General features: G+C 50.0%; 16 protein-coding genes. 11 read left to right on the top strand and 5 right to left on the bottom strand.

The genetic code is table 11. From position 1 onward, the window contains the following. Positions 1 to 182 precede the first annotated feature (182 nt). The 9 genes from JY391_RS18810 to hybG all read left to right on the top strand — a co-directional run bounded on the left by JY391_RS18810 (position 183) and on the right by hybG (position 8,501). Positions 183 to 1,760: a methyl-accepting chemotaxis protein gene (locus tag JY391_RS18810; RefSeq protein ID WP_211934823.1), complete on the top strand. Its 1,578-nt coding sequence runs from the start codon at positions 183 to 185 to the stop codon at positions 1,758 to 1,760. A gap of 189 nt (positions 1,761 to 1,949) precedes the next feature. After that, complete coding sequence (hybO, locus tag JY391_RS18805; protein WP_042289187.1) at positions 1,950 to 3,068, top strand: hydrogenase 2 small subunit; 1,119 nt, start codon at positions 1,950 to 1,952, stop codon at positions 3,066 to 3,068. A 2-nt stretch (positions 3,069 to 3,070) separates the two neighbouring features. Further along, complete coding sequence (hybA, locus tag JY391_RS18800; protein ID WP_042289184.1) at positions 3,071 to 4,057, top strand: hydrogenase 2 operon protein HybA; 987 nt, start codon at positions 3,071 to 3,073, stop codon at positions 4,055 to 4,057. Then, on the top strand, positions 4,047 to 5,225 hold the full coding sequence (gene hybB, locus JY391_RS18795; RefSeq protein ID WP_042289182.1) for a Ni/Fe-hydrogenase cytochrome b subunit: 1,179 nt from the start codon (positions 4,047 to 4,049) through the stop codon (positions 5,223 to 5,225). Before hybA ends, hybB begins: the two co-directional genes overlap by 11 nt. Then, positions 5,222 to 6,925, top strand: coding sequence for a hydrogenase 2 large subunit (hybC, locus tag JY391_RS18790; protein ID WP_060570825.1), 1,704 nt, complete (start codon positions 5,222 to 5,224; stop codon positions 6,923 to 6,925). Before hybB ends, hybC begins: the two co-directional genes overlap by 4 nt. Then, the gene (locus tag JY391_RS18785) at positions 6,925 to 7,419 is read left to right on the top strand and encodes a HyaD/HybD family hydrogenase maturation endopeptidase (protein WP_200035193.1); all 495 of its coding nucleotides are present in this window, start codon (positions 6,925 to 6,927) and stop codon (positions 7,417 to 7,419) included. The genes hybC and JY391_RS18785 overlap by 1 nt, the downstream gene beginning before the upstream one ends. Next, positions 7,412 to 7,900 (top strand): hydrogenase-2 assembly chaperone, encoded by a 489-nt coding sequence (hybE, locus tag JY391_RS18780; RefSeq protein ID WP_211934822.1) that lies wholly within the window; start codon positions 7,412 to 7,414, stop codon positions 7,898 to 7,900. The genes JY391_RS18785 and hybE overlap by 8 nt, the downstream gene beginning before the upstream one ends. Then, the gene (gene hypA / locus JY391_RS18775; RefSeq protein ID WP_042289173.1) at positions 7,893 to 8,234 is read left to right on the top strand and encodes a hydrogenase maturation nickel metallochaperone HypA; all 342 of its coding nucleotides are present in this window, start codon (positions 7,893 to 7,895) and stop codon (positions 8,232 to 8,234) included. The genes hybE and hypA overlap by 8 nt, the downstream gene beginning before the upstream one ends. Before the next feature lie 18 nt (positions 8,235 to 8,252). Then, positions 8,253 to 8,501 (top strand): hydrogenase maturation factor HybG, encoded by a 249-nt coding sequence (gene hybG, locus JY391_RS18770; RefSeq protein ID WP_042289171.1) that lies wholly within the window; start codon positions 8,253 to 8,255, stop codon positions 8,499 to 8,501. A 68-nt stretch (positions 8,502 to 8,569) separates the two neighbouring features. On the opposite strand, the gene yghU is transcribed toward hybG, so the two are convergent. Then, a complete protein-coding gene (yghU, locus tag JY391_RS18765) occupies positions 8,570 to 9,436 on the bottom strand; it encodes a glutathione-dependent disulfide-bond oxidoreductase (RefSeq protein ID WP_042289168.1) in 867 nt (288 codons plus the stop codon). Positions 9,437 to 9,631: 195 nt separating this feature from the next. Between yghU and gss the strand changes: the two genes are divergently transcribed. Together gss and JY391_RS18755 are read left to right on the top strand one after the other, a co-directional pair. Beyond that, the gene (gene gss, locus JY391_RS18760; RefSeq protein WP_211934821.1) at positions 9,632 to 11,491 is read left to right on the top strand and encodes a bifunctional glutathionylspermidine amidase/synthase; all 1,860 of its coding nucleotides are present in this window, start codon (positions 9,632 to 9,634) and stop codon (positions 11,489 to 11,491) included. A 416-nt stretch (positions 11,492 to 11,907) separates the two neighbouring features. Further along, entirely contained in the window at positions 11,908 to 12,672 is a 765-nt protein-coding gene (locus JY391_RS18755) for a lipoprotein YafT (protein ID WP_211934820.1), read from the top strand. Positions 12,673 to 13,512: 840 nt separating this feature from the next. Here JY391_RS18755 and JY391_RS18750 read toward each other — a convergent pair. From JY391_RS18750 to JY391_RS18735, 4 genes are all read right to left on the bottom strand, one after another. Then, positions 13,513 to 15,660: a hypothetical protein gene (locus JY391_RS18750; RefSeq protein WP_229264072.1), complete on the bottom strand. Its 2,148-nt coding sequence runs from the start codon at positions 15,658 to 15,660 to the stop codon at positions 13,513 to 13,515. Beyond that, positions 15,653 to 19,618 carry a hypothetical protein gene (locus JY391_RS18745; RefSeq protein WP_211934819.1) on the bottom strand — a complete coding sequence of 1,322 codons (3,966 nt, stop codon included), beginning with the start codon at positions 19,616 to 19,618 and terminating at the stop codon, positions 15,653 to 15,655. The genes JY391_RS18750 and JY391_RS18745 overlap by 8 nt, the downstream gene beginning before the upstream one ends. Positions 19,619 to 19,746: 128 nt before the next feature. After that, on the bottom strand, positions 19,747 to 21,942 hold the full coding sequence (locus JY391_RS18740) for a DEAD/DEAH box helicase (protein ID WP_211934818.1): 2,196 nt from the start codon (positions 21,940 to 21,942) through the stop codon (positions 19,747 to 19,749). Continuing rightward, a complete protein-coding gene (locus JY391_RS18735; RefSeq protein WP_211934817.1) occupies positions 21,939 to 23,255 on the bottom strand; it encodes an ATP-binding protein in 1,317 nt (438 codons plus the stop codon). Before JY391_RS18735 ends, JY391_RS18740 begins: the two co-directional genes overlap by 4 nt. Positions 23,256 to 23,257: the final 2 nt, after the last annotated feature.

Below are 23,257 nucleotides of genomic sequence, written 5' to 3'. Positions count from 1 at the left end.
AGATAAAAACACGTTAACGCAATGTGGATTTCTCGCCCGGCGATTATCGTTTTCATTAACTTTCTTGTGGAGTAAAAATTTTTATAAAATTACGCGCGAAAAATTATACCTTCGCCGCTTCCTGCCGATAACGAGGTTAGACGCGCCTCTGGGCGACTTCTCCCTCATGGCAAGGAAAACATATGTACATGCTTCGTAATTTCACTATCCGGGTTGTCATGCTGACGATCCTCGGCATTTTCTGTTTAATGTGGGTCGGTGTGGGGCTTTACAGCACCTGGTCTCTTTCTCGCGTCGCGGAGGGCAACGAGGTGGATCGCCATCTTGTTCGCCAGATGACGGTGCTCAGCCAGGGCAACGATCAGTATTTTCGCTTCGTGACCCGTCTCAGTCGCGCCATGGACGTTAAAATCGGCGGAGGGACGCCCGATTTTGCGCCCGTACAACAGGCGCTGGATAACATGAGTAAAAAGTTACAGGAGATGAAAACCCTTTCTCCAGGCCCGATGGATCCCCAGGTTGCCGCCGATGTGCTGGCTAAATGGCAGGATCTGCTCGATAAAGGCGTCACGCCGCAAATGCAACTTGCGCAGCAGGGCACGCTGACCGCGTGGAATGCGCAGGCGAATAACGTGACGCCAGCATTGAGCCGCGCCTTCGGCGCAAGCGCAGAGCGGTTCAATACCGCCGCTGCGGTCATGCTCGATCAAACCCGGGTTATGGTCGATGGCAAAACGGCGGTGATCCGCACGCTGATCGTCAGCGCGGTAATCCTGGGAATTGCGATCCTGTTTTTTACCGACCGCTATCTTGTGGCGATGCTGGTGAAACCGTTGGGGCGGATCCGTCAGCAGTTTCGCCAGATAGCCCAGGGCGATCTCAGCCAGCCGATTGACGATATCGGGCGTAACTGTGTGGGCCAGTTGGTGCCCCTACTGCGAGCGATGCAGGACAGTTTACGCGAGGCGGTCAGCGCGATTCGCGCAGGCAGCGATAATATCTGGCGGGGAGCGACCGAAATTTCCAGCGGCAACAACGATCTCTCATCGCGTACCGAGGAGCAGGCCGCCGCGCTGGAAGAGACCGCCGCCAGCATGGAACAGCTAACCGCGACGGTAAAACTGAACGCGGATAACGCGCGTCAGGCCAGCCAGCTTGCGGACTCGGCCTCCCGTACCGCCAGCCAGGGTGGTTCGCTGGTGTCAGACGTGGTGGACACCATGAACGGCATTTCCGCCAGCTCGAAGCAGATTGCCGAAATTACCACCGTGATTAACAGCATTGCCTTTCAGACCAATATTCTCGCCCTCAATGCGGCGGTCGAAGCCGCGCGTGCCGGTGAACAGGGGCGTGGATTCGCGGTGGTTGCCGGTGAAGTGCGTAACCTGGCAAGTCGCAGCGCGAATGCCGCGAAAGAGATCGAAACGCTGATCGCTGAATCCGTTCGCCGTGTCGATCAGGGGGCGCAACTGGTGAAAGACACCGGTTCGACCATGGAGGCGATTCTGCGCGGGGTGTCAGAAGTGGAGGCCATAATGAAGCAAATCGCTTCGGCTTCAGAAGAGCAGAGTAAAGGCATTTCGCAGGTTGGCGTCGCCATTACGCAGATGGATGGCGTCACGCAGCAAAATGCCGCGTTGGTGGAACAGGTTTCTGCCGCCGCCGCCGCGCTGGAGCGTCAAACCGAAGAACTGCAGCGTTCGGTGCAAAAATTCCGTCTTTCGCAAAGCGATAACGCTGACTTTCGAACCGAACATTGATCCGAAAGGGGTATTGGGCCGGTTTTATTAATTACACTACCGGCTACTCCCTTCGTTTTAGTATTCCTGCGCAGTATCATAGACTACATAACCATAATAAAAATGTGGTAAATGGCGCACCGATCGCAATAACGTTTGCGCGATTGATGCAAAATAAAAGCCAGGTCTTCGCAACGGAATAACTATAAAATGACTGGAGATAATACTCTCATTAATTCTCACGGCGTTAACCGTCGTGATTTCATGAAGCTTTGTGCAGCACTCGCCGCCACCATGGGGCTCAGCAGCAAAGCCGCCGCAGAAATGGCCGAATCGGTATCCCGTCCGCAGCGCCCGCCAGTTATCTGGATTGGCGCTCAGGAGTGTACGGGGTGTACCGAATCCCTCCTTCGTGCGACCCACCCCACGGTAGAAAACCTTGTTCTGGAGACCATCTCTCTGGAGTATCACGAGGTGCTTTCCGCCGCGTTCGGCCATCAGGTTGAAGAGAATAAACACAACGCGCTTGAGAAGTATAAAGGGCAGTATGTGTTGGTCGTCGATGGTTCCATTCCCTTAAAAGATAACGGTATTTACTGCATGGTTGCCGGTGAGCCGATTGTGGACCATATCCGCAAAGCGGCGGAAGGCGCGGCGGCGATTATCGCTATTGGCTCCTGTTCCGCCTGGGGCGGCGTCGCCGCTGCGGGCGTGAACCCAACCGGCGCGGTGGGTCTGCAGGAAGTACTGCCAGGCAAAACCGTGATCAACATTCCAGGCTGTCCGCCGAACCCGCATAACTTCCTGGCGACGGTCGCGCATATCATCACTTACGGTAAGCCGCCGAAGCTGGATGCGAAAAATCGTCCCACCTTCGCCTATGGCCGCCTGATCCACGAGCACTGTGAGCGCCGTCCGCACTTCGACGCCGGTCGCTTTGCCAAAGAGTTCGGCGATGAAGGTCACCGTGAAGGATGGTGCCTCTATCATCTTGGCTGTAAAGGACCGGAAACCTGGGGCAACTGCTCCACGCTGCAGTTCTGCGACGTGGGCGGCGTGTGGCCGGTGGCGATCGGGCATCCTTGCTACGGCTGTAACGAAGAGGGCGTGGGATTCCATAAGGGCATTCACCAGCTTGCTCACGTGGAAAACCAGACACCGCGTTCCGAAAAACCAGACGTAAATATGAAAGAAGGCGGCAACGTCTCTGCCGGCGCCATTGGCTTACTCGGCGGCGTCGTCGGACTTGTGGCAGGCGTCAGCGTGATGGCGGTGCGTGAACTGGGTCGTCAGCAAAAGAAAGATAACGCTGACTCACGGGGAGAATAACCGTGAACAGACGTAACTTTATTAAAGCAGCCTCCAGCGGGGCATTGCTGTTAGGCGCCGCGCCGTCTGTCAGCCATGCGGCTGCGCAAAACCGCCCGCCGATCCCCGGTTCACTCGGTATGTTGTATGACTCGACGCTGTGCGTCGGCTGTCAGGCCTGCGTGACTAAATGTCAGGACATCAACTTTCCGGCGCGCAACCCCGAAGGGGAACAGACCTGGTCAAACAACGACAAACTGTCGCCCTACACCAATAACATTATTCAGGTGTGGCGTAGCGGCGACGGCGTGAACAAAGACCAGGTCGATAACGGCTATGCGTACATCAAGAAACAGTGTATGCACTGCGTCGACCCTAACTGCGTCTCTGTCTGCCCGGTTTCCGCGCTGAAAAAAGATCCGAAAACCGGCATCGTCCATTACAACAAAGACGTCTGTACCGGTTGCCGCTATTGCATGGTCGCGTGTCCGTACAACGTGCCGAAGTACGACTACAACAACCCGTTTGGCGCGCTACACAAGTGTGAACTGTGTAACCAGAAAGGTGTTGAGCGGCTCGATAAGGGCGGTCTTCCAGGCTGTGTGGAAGTGTGTCCGGCGGGCGCGGTGATCTTCGGCACTCGCGAAGAGCTGATGGCCGAGGCGAAAAAGCGTCTTTCGCTTGAACCGGGCAGTCAGTATCACTATCCGCGTCAGACCCTGAAAACCGGCGACACCTACGTGCATACCGTGCCGAAGTATTACCCGCATCTGTATGGCGAAAAAGAGGGCGGCGGTACGCAGGTGCTGGTGCTGACCGGGGTACCTTACGAAAATCTGGATCTACCGAAGCTGGACGACCTCTCTACCGGCGCGCGATCCGAACACGTTCAACACACGCTGTATAAAGGCATGATATTACCCCTGGCTGCGCTGGCGGGCTTATCCGTGCTGGTTCGTCGTAACACTAAAAACGACCATCACGACGGAGGAGACGATCATGAGTCATGATCCTAAACCGCTGGGCGGCAAAATTATCAGTAAACCGGTCATTATTTTCGGGCCGCTAATCATCCTTTGTATGCTTCTTATCGTGAAGCGTCTGGTGTTTGGATTGGGGTCCGTCTCCGATCTGAACGGCGGCTTCCCATGGGGCGTCTGGATCGCCTTCGACCTGCTGATCGGCACTGGCTTTGCCTGTGGCGGCTGGGCGCTGGCATGGGCGGTGTATGTTTTCAACCGGGGACAATATCACCCGCTGGTGCGTCCGGCGCTGCTGGCCAGTCTGTTTGGATATTCGCTGGGCGGTCTGTCTATCACGATTGACGTGGGGCGTTACTGGAACCTGCCGTACTTCTACATTCCGGGTCACTTCAATGTGAACTCGGTGCTGTTTGAGACGGCGGTCTGTATGACCATCTATATCGGCGTGATGGCGCTGGAGTTTGCCCCGGCGGTGTTCGAACGCCTGGGCTGGAAAGTGTCGCTGAAGCGTCTGAACAAGGTGATGTTCTTTATCATCGCCCTCGGCGCGCTGCTGCCGACCATGCACCAGTCCTCAATGGGATCGCTGATGATTTCGGCCGGCTACAAGGTGCATCCGTTGTGGCAAAGCTACGAAATGCTGCCGCTGTTTTCGGTGCTAACCGCCTTTATCATGGGCTTCTCAATCGTTATCTTTGAAGGTTCGCTGGTTCAGGCGGGTCTGAAAGGCAACGGCCCGGATGAAAAGAGCTTGTTTATCAAGCTGACGAACACCATCAGCGTACTGCTGGCGATATTCGTCGTGCTGCGCTTTGGCGAGCTGATCTATCGCGACAAGTTATCGTACGCGTTCGCAGGCGACCTCTATTCCCTGATGTTCTGGATTGAAGTCGTGCTGATGGTCTTCCCGCTGGTGGTGCTGCGCGTGGCGAAACTACGCAACGATTCGCGGATGTTGTACCTGTCTGCGCTGAGCGCGCTGCTGGGCTGCGCGACCTGGCGACTCTCCTATTCGCTGGTGGCCTTCAATCCAGGCGGCGGCTACCACTACTTCCCAACCTGGGAAGAACTGTTGATTTCTATTGGTTTTGTGGCTATTGAGATTTGCGCTTACATCGTTCTCATTCGTCTACTGCCGATACTTCCTCCTTTAAAACAAAACGATCATAATCGTCATGAGGCGAGCAAAGCATGAGCCAGAGAATTACTATTGATCCGGTAACCCGTATCGAGGGGCATTTACGCATCGATTGCGAAATCGAAAATGGTGTTGTATCGAAAGCATGGGCGTCCGGCACCATGTGGCGCGGCATGGAAGAGATCGTGAAGAACCGCGATCCGCGCGACGCGTGGATGATTGTGCAGCGCATTTGCGGCGTCTGTACGACCACGCATGCCATCTCTTCGGTGCGTGCGGCGGAAAGCGCGCTGAACATCGACGTGCCGGTGAACGCGCAGTATATCCGCAACATTATTCTGGCGGCGCATACCACGCATGACCACATCGTTCACTTTTACCAGCTGTCCGCGCTGGACTGGGTGGACATCACCTCCGCGCTGAATGCCGACCCGGCAAAAGCCGAAGCGCTGCTGAAAGGCGTTTCCAGCTGGCACCTGAACAGCGCGGAAGAGTTCACGAAAGTGCAGAACAAGATCAAAGATCTGGTTGCCAGCGGTCAGTTGGGCATTTTCGCTAACGGCTACTGGGGACATCCGGCGATGAAACTGCCGCCGGAAGTGAACCTGATCGCGGTCGCGCACTACCTGCAGGCGCTGGAATGCCAGCGTGACGCCAACCGTGTGGTGGCGCTGTTGGGCGGTAAAACGCCGCACATTCAGAACCTGGCGGTGGGAGGGGTAGCCAACCCGATCAACCTCGACGGTCTGGGCGTGCTGAACCTTGAACGCCTGATGTACATTAAGTCATTCATCGACAAGCTGAGCGACTTCGTTGAACAAGTTTATAAGGTCGATACCGCGGTGATCGCCGCGTTTTATCCGGAATGGCTGGAACGGGGTAAAGGCGCGGTGAACTACCTGAGCGCGCCGGAATTCCCGACCGACGGCAAAAACGGCAGCTTCCTGTTCCCTGGCGGCTACATTGAAAACGCCGATCTGTCGACCTACCGTCCAATCAGCTCTCACTCCGATGAATACCTGATCAAGGGTATCCAGGAGAGCGCGAAGCACGCCTGGTATAAAGACGAAGCGCCGCAGGCGCCGTGGGAAGGCACCACCATCCCGGAATACAACGGCTGGGCGGATGACGGTAAATATTCGTGGGTGAAATCGCCGACCTTCTACGGCAAAACCGTCGAAGTGGGACCGCTGGCGAATATGCTGGTTAAACTGGCGGCGGGACGCGAGTCCACGCAGGCGAAGCTGAATGAAATTGTCGCTATCTACCAGAAGCTGACCGGTAAAACGCTGGAAGTGGCGCAACTGCACTCCACGCTGGGGCGCATTATTGGCCGTACCGTTCACTGCTGCGAACTGCAGGGTATTTTGCAGAATCAGTACAGCGCGCTGATCGCCAATATTGGTAAAGGCGATCACACTACGTTTGTGAAGCCGGATATTCCGTCCACTGGCGAGTTCAAAGGCGTCGGCTTCCTTGAAGCGCCGCGCGGGATGCTTTCTCACTGGATGGTGATCAAAGACGGCATTATCAGCAACTACCAGGCGGTCGTACCGTCAACGTGGAACTCAGGCCCGCGTAACTTTAACGACGATGTCGGCCCGTATGAACAGTCGCTGGTGGGTACGCCGATTGCCGATCCGGAAAAACCGCTGGAAGTGGTACGTACTATTCACTCTTTCGACCCCTGTATGGCGTGCGCGGTGCATGTTGTCGACGCTGACGGGAACGAAGTGGTCTCTGTGAAGGTTCTGTAATGCGGATTTTAGTCTTAGGGGTCGGCAATATTTTGCTGACCGATGAAGCCATCGGTGTGCGGATCGTTGAAGCGTTAGCGCAGCGATACGTACTGCCGGATTACGTAGAGGTCCTCGATGGCGGCACGGCGGGAATGGAATTGCTGGGTGACATGGCGAACCGCGATCATCTGATCATCGCGGACGCCATTGTGTCCAGAAAAAACACGCCGGGTACGATCATGGTCCTGCGGGACGATGAAGTGCCTGCGCTGTTTACCAATAAAATTTCCCCGCACCAGCTTGGCCTGGCCGACGTTCTGTCGGCCCTGCGTTTTACCGGCGAGTTCCCGAAGAAGCTGACCCTGGTGGGCGTCATTCCTGAGTCGCTGGAGCCGCACATTGGCTTAACGCCGACGGTGGAAGCGATGATTGAACCTGCGCTTGCGCAGGTTCTTGCCGCGCTGCGCGAGTCTGGTGTGGATGCCGTCCCACGGGAGGTTGCGCATGCCTGAGGAGATTTCAGGGTTCCAGACCGCCCCGAAGGCGCAGGTTCAGGCCGCGTTTGACGCCATCGCGCAGCGTTCAATGCACGATCTCTCTTTTTTGCATCCTGATATGCCGGTGTATGTCTCTGACTTTACGCTGTATGAAGGACAGTGGACGGGATGTGTCATCACGCCGTGGATGCTGAGCGCGCTGATTTTCCCCGGGCCGGATCAACTCTGGCCGGTACGCAAGGTGAGCGAAAAACTCGGGCTGCGTCTGCCGTATGGCGATATGACGTTTACCGTTGGCGAGCTTGACGGTGTATCGCAATATCTCTCCTGCTCGTTGATGTCGCCGCTGAATCACGGGATGTCGGCGGAAGAGGGCGTCCGTCTGGCAGACGACTGCGCGCGGATGCTGCTGTCGCTGCCGGTCAGTAATCCTGATGCGCCGCAAACCAGCCGCCGTGCATTGCTGTTTGGCCGCCGGAGTAGTGAAAATGCATGAGCTGTCTCTTTGCCAGAGCGCGGTTGAGATCATTCAACAGCAGGCAGAACAGCACGGCGTTAAGCGAGTCACTGGCGTGTGGCTGGAGATCGGCGCGCTTTCCTGCGTCGAGGAGAGCGCCGTCCGTTTTAGCTTTGACATTGTCTGCCAGGGGACAGTGGCGCAGGGCTGCGTGCTGCACATCGACTACACGCCAGCGCAGGCATGGTGTTGGGATTGCAGTCAGGTGGTTGAGATCGCCCGGCACGATGCGCAATGTCCGCGCTGCCATGGCGATCGTCTGCGCGTGGACACCGGCGACTCGCTAAAAGTGAAGAGTATTGAAGTTGAATAAACCTCTGGGTGGTTAATTATGTGTATTGGCGTTCCGGGTCAGGTTCTGGCGGTGGGTGAAGATATTCATCAACTGGCGCAGGTGGAAGTGTGTGGTATCAAGCGCGATGTCAATATCGCCCTGATCTGCGAAGGCAACCCTGCGGAACTGGTTGGGCAGTGGGTGCTGGTTCACGTTGGCTTTGCGATGAGCATAATTGATGAGCATGAGGCCAACGCTACATTAGACGCGCTGCGCCGTATGGATTACGACGTGACCAGCGCGTAATACCGCTTTCATTTCGCGACCTTCCTGGCCGGATAAGGCGCACTGCGCGCCGTCATCCGGCCAGGAACTTACCCCTGTCGCTTATCTTCCGTCTTGTTTTCAACGTCGCTGGCGTCGTGCCGCTCATGCAGCTGTTCGTTCAGCGGACCGTTGGTCTTGTTCACTATTCTTCCCCGTTTCACCGCCGGACGTGCGGCAATCTCTTTCGCCCAGCGCTGCACGTTCTTGTAGCTGCCTGCGTCGAGAAATTCCGCGGCGTCGTACACGTTGCCGAGCACCACATTGCCGAACCACGGCCAGATTGCCATATCGGCAATCGTATAGTCGTCGCCCGCGACATAGGGGTGATTCGCTAACTGTTTATCCAGCACGTCCAGCAGACGTTTCGCTTCCATGGTGAAACGGTTAATGGCGTATTCGATCTTCACCGGCGCATAGTGATAAAAATGGCCGAAGCCGCCGCCAAGAAACGGTGCTGCGCCCTGTAGCCAGAACAGCCAGTTCAGGGTTTCCGTGCGTTTTGCCAGATCCTGCGGCAGGAAATAGCCAAATTTTTCCGCCAGATACAGCAGGATCGATCCCGACTCAAACACGCGCACCGGCGGATTTTGCGAATGATCGCGCAGGGCCGGGATCTTCGAGTTAGGGTTGACCTCAACAAAGCCGCTGGAGAACTGATCGCCTTCGCCGATGCGGATCAACCAGGCGTCATACTCTGCACCGGTGACGCCCAGTGCGAGCAGTTCTTCCAGCATGATCGTCACTTTCTGACCGTTCGGCGTGCCCAGCGAGTAGAGCTGCAACGGGTGTTTACCGACGGGCAATGTCTTGTCATGGGTTGGGCCGGAGATCGGACGGTTGATGTTGGCGAATGCGCCGCCGCCGGATTTATCCCACGTCCAGACGTTTGCGGGCTGATAAGTGTTATCTGACATGTTGACCTGCCTTCTGATGGGTTGTGTTGAAGCAGTGTAGCAGGTCGCCATTGAGGCATTTAACAGATTGGCACATTTACGCCTTGCTATTTTTTGCCTTCGGGCGTCTGGCCGCTGCGCGGAGGTGTATGATGATGAATGTTGTTGGGCAGGCAAGCAGATGCCGCTCAGGCTGTACAGATTGAGGTAAGTTGGATGAGCACAGGAACGAGCAGTCAGGATGCCCCCTTTGGGACATTATTGGGCTATGCCCCCGGTGGTGTAGCCATCTATTCTTCAGATTACAGCTCCCTTGACCCACGGGACTATGCCGACGACGCCGCGTTTCGCAGCTACATCGACAACGAGTATATGGGGCATAAATGGCAGTGCGTAGAGTTCGCCCGCCGTTTTTTGTTTCTTAACTATGGTGTTGTGTTTACCGATGTCGGTATGGCGTGGGAGATCTTCTCACTGCGTTTCCTGCGCGAAGTGGTAAACGACAATATCCTGCCGCTGCAGGCCTTTCCTAACGGTTCGCCTCGCGCGCCGGTCGCCGGGGCGCTATTAATCTGGCAAAAGGGCGGTGAATTTAACGAGACCGGTCATGTGGCGATTATCACCCAGTTGCTGGAGGATAAGATCCGTATCGCCGAGCAGAACGTCATCCACACGCCGCTCCCTCCCGGCCAGCAGTGGACGCGCGAGCTGGAGATGGTGGTAGAAAAGGGTCATTACACGCTGAAAGATACCTTTGACGATACTACGATTCTGGGGTGGATGATCCAGACTGACGACACGCAGCACAGCCTGCCGCAGCCGGGGAACGCCAATGACTCACTGAAGATCCGCGGCGCGCGTCTGGCGGAGAAAGGCCAGTTCGCCGGCAAATGGCTGGATGAACGCGATCCGCTGCAAAAGGCGTATGTGGCCGCTAACGGGCACGTGATAAATCAGGATCCGTACCAGTATTTCACCATCACCGAGAGCGCCGAGCAGGAGCTGATTAAAGCGACCAACGAACTGCATCTGATGTATCTTCATGCCACCGACAAGGTGCTGAAAGATGACAATCTGCTGGCGCTGTTCGATATTCCCAAAATTCTTTGGCCGCGTTTACGTTTGTCCTGGCAGCGTCGCCGTCATCATATGATCACCGGTCGTATGGATTTTTGCATGGATGAACGCGGGCTGAAGGTTTACGAGTACAACGCGGATTCCGCCTCCTGCCATACCGAGGCGGGGCTGATTCTTGAACGTTGGGCTGAACAGGGCTATACGGGACAGGGCCATAACCCCGCCGAAGGGCTGATCAATGAACTGGCCGGGGCGTGGAAACACAGCCATGCGCGGCCTTTCGTGCATATCATGCAGGATAAAGACATTGAGGAAAATTACCACGCCCAGTTTATGCAGCAGGCGCTGCGCCAGGCCGGGTTTGAAAGCAAAATCCTGCGCGGGCTGGATGAGTTGCGCTGGGACGACGCGGGGCAACTGATTGACGGTGACGATCGCCTGGTGAACTGCGTCTGGAAAACGTGGGCCTGGGAAACAGCGATTGAGCAGATTCGCGAAGTCAGTGAAACCGAATACGCCGCTGTGCCGATCCGCACCGGGCACACCAATCAGGACGTCCGCCTGATAGACGTCCTGCTGCGCCCGGAGGTGCTGGTGTTTGAACCACTGTGGACAGTGATCCCCGGAAACAAAGCGATCCTGCCGATTCTGTGGCAACTGTTCCCGCATCATCGTTATCTGCTGGACACCGATTTCACAGTGAACGACGAACTGGCGCAAACCGGTTATGCGGTGAAACCGATTGCCGGACGCTGCGGCAGCAATATCGATCTGGTCAGTCATCAGGAAGAACTGCTGGATAAAACCAGCGGGAAATTCGCCGAGCAGAAGAACATTTATCAGCAACTGTGGTGTCTGCCAAACGTCGACGGGAAGTACATTCAGGTCTGCACGTTTACTGTTGGCGGCAACTACGGCGGCACCTGCCTGCGCGGCGACGAGTCGTTGGTCATTAAAAAAGAGAGCGATATTGAACCGCTGATTGTCGTGAAAGAATAGACGCTTACAGACCTGCGACGTGACGGCAGGCCTCAATACGGTAAGCGCTACATAAATCCAAACCCGCCTTCGGGCGGGCTTTTTACATCGTGATGCCGCCGCCGGCGCGGCGCTATTCCGCAACAGCCAGGATAAAGAGGCGTTCCCCAGAGGCAGGAATATCAGAGAGAGTTAAGACTATTTTTAAAAAGAGACTTCTTCATCAATTTTTTAAACCTATACGGGGGAAATAGTTCTTAATCGTGTCTTGCTGGTATATTCATCATCGTTTTAAATTTTGATTTATTATTTATGCAATAAATGTTTCATCTGCGGAAATAATTCTCTTTTGCCAGCTTCTTTTGTAGGTATATAATTATTGGGATTTTTCAGGGAAATAATACACGAATTCAGATCCAGATGAGGGAGCATGCACTATGAATACCCGGTCAGCAATATTTTTATGTGTGGTCGCATTCCTGCTGGCGGGTTGTGCGCCACGCTCCTCCATCGATGCGAAGAAAACGGGGCTGCGGGCGGAGAGCGGCGTCAATAAAAATGCTTCAGCACAGCTGCTGTCGGACAAGGATATTTTTGGTAACGAAACCACATTGGCGGTGTCCGAAGAGGATATCCAGGCGGCGCTGGAAGAGGATGAGTTTCGTGTACCGCTGAATTCCCCTGTTATTCTCGTACAGTCCGGTAGCCGCGCGCCAGAAACGGCGATGCAGCAAGAAATGCGGAAATATTATACTGTCGCGACCTTTTCCGGGATTCCGGACAGGCAAAAAGTGATTTCCTGCAATAAAAATGAGAACGGCGATGTGGTTGCCAGTGAGAATATGAACTGGATGCAGGCACTGCGTTACGTCGGCGCGAAGGGGCATCAGAAAGCGATCGTTGTTTATCAGGATACATTGCAGTCCGGTAAATACGATCCCACAACCAAAACGACGACGTGGTCGGACTATAAAAATGAGAAGCTGACGGATGCGGCTTCGCTGCGTTACCTGGTGCGTTTTACGCTCGTGGATGTGGCGACAGGAGGCTGGTCCACCTGGACGCCAGTCAACTATGAAGAGGCTGTTCTTCCCTTGCTGACGAGTAAAAGCGGCACAGCTACCACGGAGCAACAAATTACTCAGCTTAAACAAAAAAGCTATGCAACAGCGGTTAAAGATTTGGTGAGTCGGTATCAGTAAATCAACTCTACATCAGACGTTGAATTATGGCGACGATCTGAAACATTATCAGTGGGACGGGGCGTTTTAGTTCTGAAACGAATCCATAGCCACGAGGGAAAAATATCGAATAAAATAATCAACCGCTTGCCTGAACGTTAAGCAAATGGCTTTAGCCGATCAGGGTTCCCACCGACTTCTTGCCATGCAACACCAGCCAGTAATAAATGGGATAGACCTGTTTCCTTTGCATGTTTGGTAATCAGAAATTTATGATACTTAATATACGCAACCTTATATAAATATGACTGCCCGGTATAGTCGTTGGGGGAATCCTTCATTAATTACCAGATTATAATAGTTAATTTGAGAAGAGAGAAATGGTATAGGCTGTAGCAGGTAAGTAGAGACCATTTGAGGTGATGGAGGTCGTAACGGCAACAGGCATTTAAGAAAGTAAGTTGATAGCGTATCGTAACAACCAAAAATCTACCGTAGCCAGAAAAGGAAAAGCCTCGCTTTGCAGCGAGGCCTTATGAATTTGGTGCCCGGACTCGGGAACATTCAGTACTCTATTAAATTGATTTTCATCATAAATCTACTTTTACCAAATTGTCAAGACCCTGAGTTTGACCCATATTTTTGTTTGTAAATCAAAAAGGTGGATTGCCGAGTATAAAAAACGTTTGGTTCGATACTCCGGTTCGATTCCTTCAGTCGCATTGTGATGCTGATTATGCTGCGAATTAAGGATGCAGTATGTTTATTCTCTGTATTCATATTTATCAGGGGAAAACCTGTCCAACTTAAATTGAGTAAATACAATCCATGTTGGAAGGTTTTGCTCCTGATTACATAATCTTAATTGTGTAACATCATACGAGCGATTTTCTCTAGCAGAGAGCTTTGACTGACTTCATGGTGGCGTATCAGGTCATAAGTAAAAGTGCGCAACAATAATTCTGTAGCAGGTTCTGCCATGACTTCTATGGCATGCCCTTCAAAATCTTTTGCTATCAGATTATACACTAGTACTGCTTTGTCCATGTTTTGATTTGGCTGATTGCTCCGAGTACAAAACAAATTTGCACTATAGCCATTATCTTCAATAAACAGTTGCTGGTACTGATTTGGGCGGTGACCTTTTGGCTTGGGAGTAAGGTAGTAAGGAAAGTATGTCTCATCAGCGGCGCCTCGCTTATTTAACACACCATTATTGAACTCTGCTGCCTGTAGGGAACAGCGATCCGCTGCACCTATTAAGCGTGGAACGCGGCTTGTGTTATAGCGCCACAGGACAACATTACGCTGATGATCGATAAGAAAAAAATCGTTGTCTCTGATTTGCTCTACACATGCCTGTGTCATACCAGAGACGGCGTGGCGTAGTTCCTGTTCCCGTTCATAAAGCTTAGGCATTTGGATCGTCAGTGTGTCATTTTTAATTTCTATGGGCGTAACAGCACCATAAAAGGCTTTTTGTCTACGCCGTTTTTCCCACGGACAACGGGTTGCTACTAACGTAAAATAGCCATCAGCTACTCGGAGTCCCGATATTTTACCCACTCCTCGTATTGCTTCTTTGAGCCAAAGTTCGCTGCGGAGCATTGCTAACTTGGACGGCTCTATCTTTTTTAATATTTTCCGAGTAATTCCTGTTTCAGGATCTTTTTGGAAGCGTTGTATTGAATCAACATTACATCCTTGAATGACGCGTTGATAATTTTTATTAAAATCTAATATGAAGTCGACTTTAAGCTTAGAGTAATAATCCAGTTGTTCATATTTACCCTGTTTTGCAAGGTCGAGAGCCTGCCAGGTAGTGTTGAAACTATTATTTCTAACCTCACCATCATCATCAATGATTTCTAATGTAATACTTGAGCCATTCTTCTGCTGTGAACTATTGAGAACTAAATAGTTTTTATCCTTATTAAGATGGCTTATATCCTGTGCATCAACTACGGACTCCGCATTTAATTCTTGTTGGAGGTAATGTAGATAATTTTGGTGTATTTTTTCATCTTCATCGTTTTTCAGATTATCAATGATAATAAGAGGACGGTGAAGCGCAGTATGTGGCGTTTCTAAAAACTCTAATTGGCGATGGGATGCTTGAAAAATACGCGGAGTAAATGCAATATTTGCTGAAGACAGAATTTCAGTAATTAGTTTTTGTATTAGGTTTTCTGCGTGGTTCTGGCATCCAGAGTAGGGCTTGTTTGCAAAACGCATATAAGGCAAATTGCCAAATTGCTTAGCATTCACTATTTCTATAAGGTCAATATTTTTGTTATCATTGATGAGCAATCGGCCAAGCTCTGTATTAATTCCTGATGCTTCTGGTTGAGCTCGAAAGCAAACAGCCTTCAGTTCAAATGTCAGATCATTATACTTTGAATAAAAAATGGAAAATTTCAAAGCATCGACGTAATATTCATTATTCTTGTTCGGTTTGTCGCTTTGTAAACTTGCTGAAAAATATAAATCACTATTATAAGAAATCGATGATAAAGAGAAGTGTTGGGCGGCATTCTTTAGTAGTATTAACTTAAGACGTAATGCAATAACCTCTTGGGCTATTCTATGGTGATCTAATCCTAACTTTATTATTTCAGTAGCCCATTGGCTGTAAGGTCTTGGATTGGGGGTGAGAAATAAAGCCAGATGGTAATCTTTCAATGAAAAAGAGTGATAGCGTAATTTTTTAGGGGCGTCTAAATGTAATTTTTCGTTTAAGAGTTTCTTAATGTCTCGATGAACCCCGCTGATGTATTCATCATAGCTAATTTCAAGTGGTTTAGGTTTCCTAATATATGCTACATCGATACCCCATCCATCCGATGAAGGTAACCTAAGAACTTTTTCCAATACACTCTCTACCTGCTCGGCAATATCGAATAATTGTGTTCTGGCTAGCGGTGCATAGGGAGAAGGGTGAATATCCCATTCAGAGGACATTGTTATAACTGCATTTCTGGTTTGATTTAATTCCATTGTTTCACTCATTTTCATATCCTAACATATTCATAAGTGTACGGTTAATTAGTATCTTTCTATTTATTTTTGATTCGTACCGATTTGAACTAATATCTTTTTCATAATAAGAAACAACTTTTAAAAGATTAAAGTAAAAGATTTGTGTGGATTTAAATTTCTCCGCGCGATCATTCAGACAGTTGAGTCCATAGCGTGTATTAAGGTAGACAGCAGAAACTTTATTCAGAGAAGTGCTGGCGCTGATAATCTTATTTAATGTTTCTACTTTGTTTAAGGCACTGGAGTGCAATTTTTTCGAAATATTACGGTTATTCTTTCCCATCATCCAGTTTTTAACGTCTATAGCAAATAGATGATCTTTTTTTATTAAGTAGATATCAAAAATTTCATAGCACTCGCTACCTAACTGCAAAATTATCTGCTCAGGTGTTAAGGGTTTTATTCCTGCCGCTTTTAATACTTGATGAAATTGCCACTCTCCAATATTTCCAATAAGCAATGGGATTAATGCTGGGATAGGAATAAACCTCTTTAATGGCTCGGATTCTAATCTCAATAGGCTTGGAAATACGCGTTTTTCGAGTTCATCACATTCTTCACTCATACCCTCATGATATTGGGGTAAACAGTGTTCAGGCTCATAAGGTGAACTACCCGCAGAAATATCTGTAAGGCCATCTGATTGCATTGTTCTTGCTAAAATAATATTTTCCAAATCGGCGGTGCGCTCCAGAAAGAAATTTTCAACGCATAATTTCATATAATCGCTGTTTTTAATTATAGGATTGCGTTTTAATCGGTTGATATATTTTTGAGGGTTTTTAAAACTATCAGAATGGCGTAAGTCTTCGTTAAGTTGGATAGCATTTTTGTCACCGGTTCTGGCGTTTTTTAAAATTACTTCGACAAACTCGATTTCAAAATCTTTATACATTGCGTTGGCATTTAGCACGCGTTGTTCGAAATCAGTACGCTGTTTATCCGTATTGAAACTGGCTTTTTCTAAATCGTTTCGCGCTTCTTTAAACCAACGATTGTTATGGAGGCTGAGTGATGCGAGCAGAGATCTGGCATCGGGATGCCGCGCCAGATCGCGGAAGACGCGTATCGCATTCAAATGTACACCAGAAGGTAACCTAATAGTCCCCTGCATTTTTGCATCGCGACGTTCAGTCCGGCCAATGGTCTGCATGGCTACTTTATGAAGTTCTACTATATGTTCATCATCAAGCATTCGTGCTGCATCTGAATCTACCAGGTCGGTTTCAAAGTCATTTGCGCGACGAAGCATACTTCCGTGAGCGTAGTGCTTAAGTAATGTTACATAGTTTTCTAGTGTGTTGCGTGTGCCTGCGGCGTTAACCTGACTCCAGAAGCTATCGCATACCATCGCAAGTTCATCAAAATCAACTTCTAGCGATTTTCCTCCAGCATCCGTTTCCGGATAGGCAATGTAGTAGTTGAGCCCGGTTCCTGCCCCTTTGAAGTGTGAAATCATAAAAAGAGTTAAATTAGGCTGATCAATTCGCAAGTAGTCCCGGACGGGATCCTCACGGTTAAGTTTTGAGTCGAACATGACGACTCGTAGGGTATGCAGGTTGTCGAAAGGTGTTATTTCAAATACACGAGGTGTATCATTTCCACGCCGATTATCAGTGTCTAAAATTTTCAACCCATTTAGAGGAGTAGAGCTATTGAGCGTCGCTTGCAGAAATTTACCTAAAATTGTAGAAAAGCGAGCGCTGAGGCCAATACACAAAGTATGCCGGGTGGTATAGGCTGCGAGTAACATTGCTTGTAGCTCGCGATGAAATTCGCGTTTACGATAGCGATGACGTTGTATATACGTTAAATAGTGTTCAAGATGACCTTCCCATATCTTTAGCACTTTTTTGAATATGGGGTCATTAATTAATGGAGAAAGCTCACTTTTTTGATCGTCGAATATCTCAATATTAACGGGACGATGAATATTTCTTAATTCACGGATAGTTGCTAACGGAGCGGCAGACTCCACATCTCTGCACTTAATCTGGTAGTCGAGATGGCGTGCATAGTCGGCAAGAAAGGGGCGGCTATATTGCCCATTGTAAGTACCAGGGAAGCCTGCGGTAGCTGATAGCAGGATCACCGTATTATGTGTTTGATACAGAACACGAAGCAGAGCGACTTCAGGAAGTTCCTTGATAAGTTCCATACGGAATTTGAGTAAAACCCAACCCTTTAGTTGGCTGGATTCAATAATAACCTTTTCCCGAGGGGCTAATGAAAAAAGCGTCTTAGGTTGAAAATAAGTAAAAAAATCATCAATTAATTGTTCGTCCGTTGAGCTTCCTGATAAAAGATATGAAGCTTCCCCCTTAATTTGCTGTGCTTTACCTATAAATAATGATAATGGATTGTTTTGGTTAGCCTGATCTTGTTGCGACAGCATTTGCTGAACTCGCGATGGGTTGTTAAGCTTTGCCGAAGCTGCAAGGATTGCGGTGATTGTTTGGTATAATTCATAGAGACTAAAATCATTTCCAGCATCTTCATCGTCCTCGGCACTTACGTAAATTTCCGTATAGGATTGTCGTCCGTGGCTACGAAGCCGTATATGGCGAAGATCGTCTTCTCTGTAGAAGCGTTGGATTTGATAGCTGAAAACATTACCTATAAGCGCAATCACTTGTTCTGTATTCCGGCTATCAACAACGACATCAAGCATATTATTGCTAAACAATTGAGTCATTTTTTTTAGATCAAAACCGGGGCGTAAATCACACCGCAAGAGTGCGTTATTTATTTCACAAACATATTCATCTAATGGCTCATACCCAGGTGCTCGCTCATTCCCTCTACACTCGTCTATATATTCGAGAACGCGATGTAATGTTGCAAGAATTGATGGTAATTGCAGATCGTCATTAAGTAATATTTTGCATACTGTTTGTTGGAAAATTTTGTAGGCTTCGTGTTCTTCATCAAGTACTAAAGTAAACCGAATATCTCGCTGTGCATAAGGCGAATCGCTATCATGAACCCAGTATTCCTGTTTTAATTTTTCAAGACGTTCTGTCGATGTAACTGAGGTCAATTCTTCCAGAGGATTTTTATCCTGGCGTTTTTTTTGCCCAAGAACATGATCAAGTGACTGGCTGCTTTTATGATAAATTCCTTTATTATTTCGTTTCAGAAGGAGTACGCTACCGTCAAATTTTTTAGTTGTCGCTAACAGAATACATCGCCTGTACAGTGCGATATGAAATGGGAAAAGATGTTTCACCATTTCTACTGCTAAACCAGCGAGTTTGTCTTGGCCAGCTCTCTCCAGCAGTGTTTCGAAATCGGTATTGAGGATATTAAGTAATGCGATGGCCGCTTCCTGTAGGCGTCCTGTGAGCTTATAGCCGCTGGTGAGTAATTCGTCTTCTATTTTAACCTGTTCGTCGGTGGCTCCGGCTCTTACTTCCGCTTTAAGCCGTAGTTCAAGTGTAACTCTTGCCTGTACATCGGATCTCAGACGTTCAAAAATCAACTTAGTATTGTCTTTCAGTATGTTACATCCAGTGTGTATCCAGTCGAGATAACGTTGCTGGTTATCTTTTTCGTCTCCATCCGTTTGTTTCACCCAAGTGGTAAAACTTAAGTCCGCAACATCGCGTAGCGAGAGATAGGGGAGTATCAAAATTTGCTTCGAGCTGGCCAATTCGACAAGTTCTGAGGGAATATCAATTTGCGATTTTAAAGGGGTGATAAAAACCAGGTTACGATGCCCATTTCCGGGTAACGTTGCGGCATTTACACCTTGTATGTATTGATAAAAAACATTATAGGTTTTTCCGCTGGATGTACCATCTTGCGACTGAATTAATAATGGGGTTTCGGATTCGCTAAAAGCATAGAACTTACCTGCATTGCTCCTTGCTTTCGTAATTTCCTGATGTATAGCATCAGGCAATCGTAAAATTTCTCTTTTTGACATTGTATTTTACCTTGTCCTTATGTTCTGGGAGCCAGAGCGTTTAGTCGAATATTCTGGTCTTATTATCAGTTGCTTTTTGATTCATTTATCGTTCGTTGATTTTGTCGGTGAGTATTGGCTTTGCTCGCCTACAAATGTCCCCGTAGCCACTGCGCCACGCTCTCAACATTAAAAGCACGTAACCCATACTCCAGCGTCAGCAACACCTCCGGTAAATACTCATCATATTTTTCGAGGCACTTTTCAGCGATGCTTTCGGCAAGACGGGATTCGGAGGGCAAACCGTCCTGAAGTGCGCTGGCTAACGTCTGCTTAACTTCCGCTACCGTGGTTTTTTCCACTTCAACCACACCAGCAAATGAGCCCGCCTTGAAACCGCGCTGGATAAGCAATGCTGATAGCGTGTTTACGGTTTGATCGCCCAGCCAGGGAAGAATGTAGACATGCTGCCCCTGCTGAATAAAACATTCCGAAGCCAGATTATTGTTGCGAAAACAGTGTAGCCCTTCATCAAACAGGTATCTGGCCGTGGTATCGGCAAAATCGGCTTTGCGCTCGCCAACGGTGATACGGTAGTCGCCTTCCCGATAAATGGTGAGCATTTCCTGACGGACAACATCATGAATGGACATCCCTTGTCCGCCAAATAACGGCGGCTGCCCACCCTTTGTCGCCTCGACATAGATGACTTTTTTATCACTATCGATATCGGTTACCTTCCAGCGTCGACCGCCGAAAATAATGTGTTGGTCAGGCATCAGTGGAGAATCTACAGGGATGGAGCCGAGTGTCTTACTTCCCGCCACAATGCGAAACTCTTCCGGTGTGCTGAATACGGCGTAGAAGGTATACTGATTCACTTGGCGCTCACCCTCGACGCCCAGAACCAGTTCGCCGCTTGATAGCTGGGTCAGAAAGTGGTGCTCCCCCATATGCTTCAATAACGTTTTGAAGTCGTCGATTCGGACTTTCTGAAATGGTCCTTGTTGACATAGCTGTGACCAGATCTGATCGGCACGCACGCCTCCCCACTGCGCCACGATCGCCAGAATCTGATGGAACAGGGTGGAATAGTGCATCTGCCGGGTATCGGCGGGCTCAAACCATTTGCTGCTGATAAGTAAGCGGATCATGGCCAGCGACTGAACGAGCTGAAGCCTGAGCTGGTCGACAATGCCTGATGTCGGCGTCAGTTCATGTTCGGCAATCAGCATCCTCAATACGGCAGGCGAGTCGCGCCGACCAGAACGCCCCATACGCTGGCGCAGGCTGGCGACGGAATGAGGTGCGGTAACCTGCACGACGGAGCTGACTTTGCCGATGTCGATGCCAAGTTCCAGCGTCATCGTACAGATGGCGGTGGTAGGTAAGTTGCCTTGTTGAAGCCTCTGTTCCAGCGTTTCACGCAGATCTCGGGACAGCGATCCGTGATGGGGGAAGAATTCATTGGGAACGATGTTCGCTTCACTGAGATCCCCTAGCGTAGCGGCAATGCTTTCGGTCTGTTTGCGGCTATTAGCGAACACCAGATGGGAATCACCGCGACAAAGGCGAAATATATCATGGCAGATTTGCGTTTCTGCCGACGGTGGAGGTTGCTGGCCCGAGGTGGTCAGCGGTTCCAGATAACCTTTCACCTGTACTTTTAGCGTGGCGTGAGTTTGGCTGTCGGTAATAATGTCGCAGGGCAGACATTGATTTGGCCGCAGAGATAACGGCACCCGTTCCAGTTCTCCCAGCGTTGCGCTGAGTGCGACTCGGGGAACTGGATTGTTGGTTCTTCCCAGCAGGTGATCGATTCGATTTAACAGAGAGAGAAGCTGCATACCCCGCTCAGAACCGATGAAGGCGTGGAATTCATCAATGGCGATATATGCCAGTGGAGCGAAAGCCTCCTTTAACCATCCCGCGTTGCGGATCAGCATCGCTTCCAGCGACTCCGGGGTGATAAGCAGAATACCGGCAGGGTTTTTCTTCGCTTTCAGCTTTTTGCTCTGCGCAACGTCGCCATGCCAGGGTGTGACCGGCATCTCCAGCGCATCGCCGAGGCTTTCCAGCCGTCGATACTGATCGTTAATCAGGGCCTTAAGTGGGCTAATGTATAAAATGCCAAAACCGCCCTGAATATCCGCAATGGTAGAACAGGCGGGCAGGAAAAAAGCTTCCGTTTTACCCGCAGCAGTCGCGGCGCTGATCAGGACATCCCGATCGCCCGCTAATATCGGTGGAACGGCTTTTTTTTGCAGTTCCCGGAGATCGGCCCATCCCTGCCGATATATCCACTTCTGTATGCGTGGATCCAGCCGCTGGTATTCGTTCGTCATAATCGGAAATCAGCCAGACCGTCCTCGTCAGTATCTTCTGCCGACGTTATTTCATCCATATCGCTGGGTTTTTCTTCCGCGATCGCAACACCGGCAATTAACTGCGACCACTGAATGGACGGGTTTTGTTCCAGCACGGCCAGCATATCTAGGAAGGCTTTAATCGTGTTTCGTGGCGTACGGAAATAGGCATCGCCAATAGTGTTGCTACAGTGGCGTAAAAATGCCGTCAGCGCATCATCAGGAACCAGATAGTTATCCGCATCGCCGCCGGAATAAACGTGACGAAGGTTTTTCAACAGAATATAGAGCTCTTCCGGCGTCAGGCTGGCTAAATGCAGGGAAGGGGACGAATAATCAATCACCCCGGCACGCTGGGCGAAGCTGTTTTCCGCCAGCCGTGACTGGAGCGCTTCGTAGCTGTATAGCCCCTTGCGCGGATCAAACAGGAACTCTGGCGTACCGCCGAGTAAAAAGCCGATATATTCAGCCGTCCCTTGCAGGCAGTCATTCAGAATACGCAGTATTTGTTCATAGTTCGCAACCCTCGCCTGCGTATTACTGAGCTTATAAAGATTGACCATTTCATCCAGATTTACCAGCAGACCGGCGTAACCGGCCTGACGGACAAACAGGCTCATCAGCTTTAGCGAATCGTAGAAAGAGGCATCAGAAATAATGGTGCGCACACCCAGATCGTTACGGGCGTCGGTTTTCGTGGTGTATTCACCTCTCAGCCAGCGGATGGCATTTGATTTCAATGTCTCATTGTCTTGCTCGTGGCCCTGCCAGTAACATTCAATAACTTTGGCGAAATCGTAACCGCCAACCATATCAGACAGGTCAGCGAGCTTTTGGTGAATAATCGTCGGAACCGGCACATTTGTACTTTCTGCTTCTTTTCTGGCTTCCGTGATGAAGCGCTCAACCACGCTTAATAATGCGTTTCCATCCGGCTTATTTCGCGTAGATAGATTTTTCATCAGTTCGGAATAAAGGTTACGCGCCTGCCCACCCGTCGCGTGGATACGCCTGTCCGGGGATAAATCGGCACTGATTGTCACCAGTTTTTTCTCTAGTGCAATTGAGCGCACAACGCTTAAAAAGAATGTCTTACCTGAGCCGTATTCCCCGATAATCAGCCGGAATCCTGCACCGCCATCCGCGATACGTTCAATATCCTGATACAGCGCTTTTATCTCGTTGACCCGGCCAACCTGAATATGCTGAATACCAATTTTAGGCGTCACGCCTGACTTCAGTGACTGAATAATAGCGTCTCTTTCTTTGAGACGAATACGAATGCCAGACATAA

Source organism: Citrobacter sedlakii (genome assembly GCF_018128425.1).
GTDB lineage: Bacteria > Pseudomonadota > Gammaproteobacteria > Enterobacterales > Enterobacteriaceae > Citrobacter_A > Citrobacter_A sedlakii.
This window is presented reverse-complemented; position numbering and strand designations above follow the sequence as displayed.